The sequence below is a fragment of the Candidatus Albibeggiatoa sp. nov. BB20 genome, assembly GCA_016744725.1.
Lineage (GTDB): Bacteria > Pseudomonadota > Gammaproteobacteria > Beggiatoales > Beggiatoaceae > Albibeggiatoa.
The window spans coordinates 1-5,808 of the sequence record JADGDW010000216.1 but is presented as its reverse complement, the minus strand read 5'-3'; the positions used below and the strand labels follow the sequence as shown (position 1 = coordinate 5,808).

At 37.7% G+C, this 5,808-nt stretch carries 5 protein-coding genes; 2 read left to right on the top strand and 3 right to left on the bottom strand.

Translation table 11 applies throughout. The features are described from left to right. Positions 1–2,363: COR domain-containing protein (locus ABXH34_RS17255; RefSeq protein WP_353573127.1), on the top strand; the 2,363-nt coding region annotated here is incomplete at its 5' end. 80 nt (positions 2,364–2,443) lie between these two features. On the opposite strand, the gene ABXH34_RS17250 is transcribed toward ABXH34_RS17255, so the two are convergent. From ABXH34_RS17250 to ABXH34_RS17240, 3 genes are all read right to left on the bottom strand, one after another. Beyond that, positions 2,444–3,310 (bottom strand): OmpA family protein, encoded by an 867-nt coding sequence (locus ABXH34_RS17250; RefSeq protein ID WP_353573126.1) that lies wholly within the window; start codon positions 3,308–3,310, stop codon positions 2,444–2,446. A 377-nt stretch (positions 3,311–3,687) separates the two neighbouring features. After that, complete coding sequence (gene grxC / locus ABXH34_RS17245; protein ID WP_353573125.1) at positions 3,688–3,948, bottom strand: glutaredoxin 3; 261 nt, start codon at positions 3,946–3,948, stop codon at positions 3,688–3,690. A gap of 67 nt (positions 3,949–4,015) precedes the next feature. After that, entirely contained in the window at positions 4,016–5,089 is a 1,074-nt protein-coding gene (locus tag ABXH34_RS17240) for a BLUF domain-containing protein (protein ID WP_353573124.1), read from the bottom strand. 266 nt (positions 5,090–5,355) lie between these two features. Between ABXH34_RS17240 and ABXH34_RS17235 the strand changes: the two genes are divergently transcribed. Continuing rightward, positions 5,356–5,478 carry a hypothetical protein gene (locus ABXH34_RS17235; RefSeq protein ID WP_353573123.1) on the top strand — a complete coding sequence of 41 codons (123 nt, stop codon included), beginning with the start codon at positions 5,356–5,358 and terminating at the stop codon, positions 5,476–5,478. Positions 5,479–5,808 lie beyond the last annotated feature (330 nt).

The window sequence follows — 5,808 nt, the reverse complement described above, 5'->3', positions numbered from 1 at the left end:
GGTTTGGGCAACTGCAAAACTTGAGTTATTTAAGTTTAAGTGGAAACCAGCTAAAAGAACTGCCAGCGTCGTTTGGGCAACTGCAAAACTTGAGTATATTATATTTATGGAATAACTCTCTAAAAGAGCTGCCAGCGTCGTTTGGGCAATTGCAAAATTTGAGTGTATTATATTTATTTGAAAACCCTCTAAAAGAGCTGCCAACATGGTTTGGGCAACTGCAAAATTTGAGTGAATTAGGTTTAAGTAAAAACCAGCTAAAAGAGCTACCAGTATCGCTAGGGCAACTAAAAAATTCATGCAAACTTGACATATCAGGAAATCCTTTAGAAACCCCGCCGCTAGAAATAGCTGAAAAAGGCATCGAAGCCATCCGCAATTATTTTGCAGAAAAAGAAAGACAACCTTTAAATGAAGCTAAAATCCTTATTGTTGGACAAGGCGGTGTTGGCAAAACTTCTCTTTTAAATCGCTTATTATTCAATGAATTTGATGAACACGAAAACAAAACTGATGGGATTAATATCCAAAATTGGCAAGTTGACATCAAAAATGAACAAATCCGTTTAAATGTGTGGGATTTTGGTGGGCAAGAAATCATGCACGCCACCCATCAATTTTTCCTCACCAAACGCAGTTTATACCTTTTAGTCCTCGACGCGCGTCAAGAAGAACAATACAGCCGTGTTGAATACTGGCTTAAAATGATAAAAACTTATGGTGCAGACTCTCCAATCCTGATTGTCATTAACAAAATTGACCAACATTCGACTGAATCCAATGAACGCCAACTTTTACGCGATTATCCTAATATCAAAGGCTTTTACAGCATTTCCTGCAAAGACAATCAAAACCTAGAAAACCTTAAACAACACATTTTCACTTGTATTGAACAATTGCCACATATCCATGATTTATTGCCCAAAACATGGTTTGAAATCAAAACCAAACTGGAAAATATGCGCCGTGATTTTATCCCTTATACCGAATATGAAAAAATCTGTGACAAAAATAATATCAACCGCAGCAGCCAAAAGACCTTAATCGATTTCCTGCATGATTTAGGTATTATGCTCAATTATCGTGACGACGAGCAACGCCCCAAACTTAGAGAAACTAATATCTTAAATCCAAAATGGATTACCGAAGGCATTTATAAAATTCTCAATAGCAATCAACTGTTTCAAGAAAAAGGTAAACTCAAACTCAGCCAATTAAGCGAGATTTTAGACGCTGAAAAATATCCAATTAATAAACACGATTTCATCCTCAATATCATGGAAAAATTTGAGTTATGCTTTGAATTTCCCGAACAAAAAAATCATTTCCTGATTCCCGACTTACTCAGCAAACAAGAACCCGAATTAAATTGGCCTCACGATGATTGCTTAGAGTTTGAATTGCACTACGACGTATTACCCAGCAGCATTATTTCCCGATTTATTGTCCGTCAACACCACATCGCCTCAAAACAAACCTACTGGCGCACAGGCATCGTACTCGCGCAAGACAACAACAAAGCATTAGTTATCGCTAATCTGGAAAACAAAGAAATCACTATCTCCGTGATAGGACAAGAAAATGGACGACGCGGATTACTAACCACCATTCGCAATACATTTAATGCAATTCACAACACATTTAAAATCTTAGAAGTCACCGAGCAAGTGCCATACGAAGGCATTTTAATTCCTTATCAAAATCTGTTAAATTTAGAAAAAGCGGGCTTTGAAACACATTTTGAGCCTAGCTTATCGAAAGAAATTAATGTTACACAATTGCTTAGTGGTATTAAAGGAGAAGTTAAAATGGGTGATATAAATATTAAGGGTGATGTGAAAGGCTCAAATGTCAGTACAGGTGATAATACTGAACAGTCTATTGGTGATTCTAAGCCTGATGATTCAAAATGGAGTTGGAATTTAGGTCATGTTTTAACAGCCATTGCAATCTCTATCGCGGTATTAACGAGTATAGCTATTTGGGTAGGTAATGTATTTACTTCAGAGAACACTCAATCGCCTCCCCCTCAAACCCCAGCAACCTTATCTCAACCTGTCAGCACATCATCAAATGCAGCATCTCAACCTGTCACACCAACAACATCTTGCATCCATTCAGTAATGCTTTATGACAAAAGCGATTTAAAAACCGTACCCAATGCAAAAGTTTACTTTCTTTATCAAAATGACAAACACACTTTTTATGGTGACTCTGAAGGCTTTTACAAAGCAACGTTAGACTGCGACATCGATAGTAAAGACGGAAAAATCCACGTTGAAGCAGAAGGCTATCAAGTTTATGAGCGTGGTTTTAAACTCTCCAACAACATGCAAGAAATTCGTTTAAGCCCAGAAAACTAAGCCTCCACCCATAAAAAATGCGTTGCCCCATAATGAGACAACGCACTTTCTACCTACCTAAAAAACTAACTTAGGTCAAATTACTTCATATCAACAAATACTTCAACGCGACGGTTTTGGGCACGACCTTCACGATTAGAATTGCTGGCTACAGGAGCAGATTCGCCTTTACCTTGTGAAGTCACTTGGTCAGCTGGGATACCACGGCCAACTAAGAAGCTTCTCACTGCGCTAGCACGTCTTTCAGATAAAGTTTGGTTATAACGTTTTGCACCGATAGAATCTGTGTGGCCTGTCAACGCAAGACCCGCGAATTTATCAAAGTTGCTTAAGATTTGATCAGCGATGCTACCTAATTCGCCTTGACCTTGAGAAGTTAGGCGATAGCTATCGAAAGCAAACGTAATATCAGAACTTAAAATTTCTACGCGAGGCACATCAGAAACTGCACAACCGTATTGATCCACTGCTTCACCGTAAGGTGTGCCTGGGCAACGATCGTTGAAATCTGGAACACCGTCCATATCGCTGTCTTTAGGACAACCATTAACGTCTACGCCACGAGAAATTTCACGAGGAGTATTATTTGGACAATCATCATTGATGTCTGCAACGCCGTCACCATCAGTATCTACTGGGCAACCTTTCTCATCTACTTCAACGCCTTTAGGTGTATTTGGGCATTCGTCTTTGTCATCATTTACGCCATCACCGTCACTATCAATCACGTCACCACATTCTTCAAAAGGCTTTGCTGGCTCGTTAGAGTTTCTTACACGAATACACTCACCTGGACGAGCACTTTTTACAGGATTGCCAGAGCGATCAAGTAAATTATAAGTAGGTTCAGTTTCCGCACTTACGATAACTGGAGAAAATGCTGCTGCAGACAAGATTGTACTTGCCACGACACCAATCAATAGTTTGCGACCAGAATTTTTTAACATAAGCTTGATTCCCTATGTGGTAAATAATGAAAAAGTTTTGAATACGGTGACCCAAAGCACCTTGAAATCTTTCTGTATAGCTGAGCGACAAATATAACGATATGACCACAAGCGTATTGTAGTACGGTGATGTATAGATGTCGCTTCACTTATAAATAACTGGTTTTAGCCCACTCGTGTTGCAATTTGGAGTCTGTCAGTATGACTTATGCTACACCATGCAGTAAATTTTACAACATGTGGAATTCTAACAACAAGCCCAACATACGTCCACTTTTTTACCACATTTATTTGAATAGCCTAAGTCGCTATTTATAAGGTATTTATCTATATTACAACTTTTGTGGTAAATTTACACTATGTTTGTTGTAAAAAAGTTAATCAGCTTCGAGTAATGGCAACAATCCATCTTCCATATCAAGCTCGGATAAATCATCGAATCCGCCGATATGTTTGCCCCCAATAAAAACTTGAGGCACAGTACGCCGTCCTGTAAGTTGCATCATTTCTTGCATTTTTTCAGGTTCACGGTCAATCATAATTTTCTCAATATGTTCGACCCCACGGTTTCTAAGCAAATGCTCTGCTCTCATGCAATATGGGCAAATTTGCGTTGAATACATCACTACCTTTGGCATATCAATCCCTTAATGTAAAGTTTAGATGGGTGATTTTTGCTGAACAACTATTTTTAGCAATAGCAAATTAAGTTATGATACCCGTACTGTTAAATGCGTCTAACAAACGAGCTAAATTATCTACTTGGCGCTGCATATCTGCTGTCTTGTAGCACAGTGGATGATCGATGGAATAGGTTTTAATTTCATCCTGTTTGCCTTTAACAGGATATGTCCCTAAATTAATAAAATCCCACTGATCTGAACACTGTTGTTTTACCGCCTCGGTCAAAATCAACGTATGCGGAAGTTGTCGGGTTAACGCTTCCATTCGAGAAGCCACATTCACAGTGTCGCCCACCAGCGTATAATCCATTTTTATCTGTGAGCCCATATTACCCTCAATCACTTCGCCATACGCTAAGCCTATACCTGTGTATAGCAATTTTCCAGGATGAGTTGGGGTTGATTCATGACGGATCATTTGTAAAATTTTAAATATATCCAATGTTGCCTGTAGTGCATCATCAGCTTGGTGATGTTCAAACGAAGCCATCACACAATCACCCATATACTTTAAAACGTTACCACCGCGTTCAGTAATCGCTCTTGATGTTAAGTTGAAATATTCATTGACTAGGCTAACCACTTCATTAACAGGTAATTTCTCAGTAAATGTAGAAAACCCAAAAATATCCGCAAATAAGACAAACTTATGGGAATTTTGTGGTTTGAGAAATAGAGGGTTGAGACCTTGGTTAAGCGAACGAACAATGGCAGGTTGGGTGTATTTTTCTAAAATCTGATGTGAACTACTTAATGCTTGCAATAAACTTTTTACTGGTTGAGTAAATATATCGTTATTTTCTTCTAAATTAATGGTTTGCATATCCCAATCAGGGAATAATCGAGTATCGATATTGGCTTCTGACTGTAAACACATGATATCCTCGTGCCTATTATCAATTAAAATCCTCTTGTATAAACAATCTATTTTTTCCTCATCACCCTCTAGAATTTGAAAAAATAAACCACTCAAATACAGCAATACACCTGTAATTTGTAACTCTCGGTTATTACGCTGAGAAATTTCACCTATTTTTTGTAGCTCAGTAGGCGTAACAGTTTCAGTAATCCTACTAATATAAATCAACCGTTTCATAATCAAGCAACATAAATTTTAGTTATCATGGACAGTTATTATACACAGATTGGGCTTTAGTCGTCATTCTGCATTGTTGACTCAAAATATACAGGTCAAATAAGTTTAATAATACTTTTTCGACAAAACACGGTGAGATGGAATTGTCGTTATCTGAGCCGATAGTCACTATAAAAATGTGTTTATGATTTCAACAAACGATAATAAACAGAGGTCATGCAATCCTATTTGTAACACAGACCTCATATTCTGGGAGGAAAATATCAATGGATTCATCATCCCAATCCCGTTATGTCAGCCGTCTTACACGGAAAACCTTAGCATTGATTCTTGCTGGTGGCTCATGTCTTAAACAATTGACTGATTGGCGAGAATTTAGAAGAGGATAAACGGCGTTATTTTGTCACAGATGAGGGTGTGATATTGATTACACCAAACATGTTAAATCAGCGGATTTATGGCTCATTTTTACAAAGTGAATTGATGATCCCTGAATAAATCGCGGTTATGCAATTACCCGATTAAATTCCTGTTATTGCTTAAAATAGTTGGTATCATCCTAAAATCTTAAGCAATATCCCAAATAAAAACCCTCCTCTATTCAAATTACCAAATCCCTTTTATAGAACCCATTTGACATCTTTAATAAAGTGTTAAACTGAAAAGAAAAGTAAGATTGGATTGAGAAAAAATGGGATATACAAGCAGCTTAACAGACA

Excerpts from the sequence above, each read along its gene's own strand:
- ABXH34_RS17240 (WP_353573124.1), bottom strand. The coding sequence starts at position 5,089 with ATGAAACGGTTGATTTATATTAGTAGGATTACTGAAACTGTTACGCCT.
- ABXH34_RS17250 (WP_353573126.1), bottom strand. The coding sequence starts at position 3,310 with ATGTTAAAAAATTCTGGTCGCAAACTATTGATTGGTGTCGTGGCAAGT.
- ABXH34_RS17235 (WP_353573123.1), top strand. The coding sequence starts at position 5,356 with ATGGATTCATCATCCCAATCCCGTTATGTCAGCCGTCTTACACGGAAA.
- grxC (WP_353573125.1), bottom strand. The coding sequence starts at position 3,948 with ATGCCAAAGGTAGTGATGTATTCAACGCAAATTTGCCCATATTGCATG.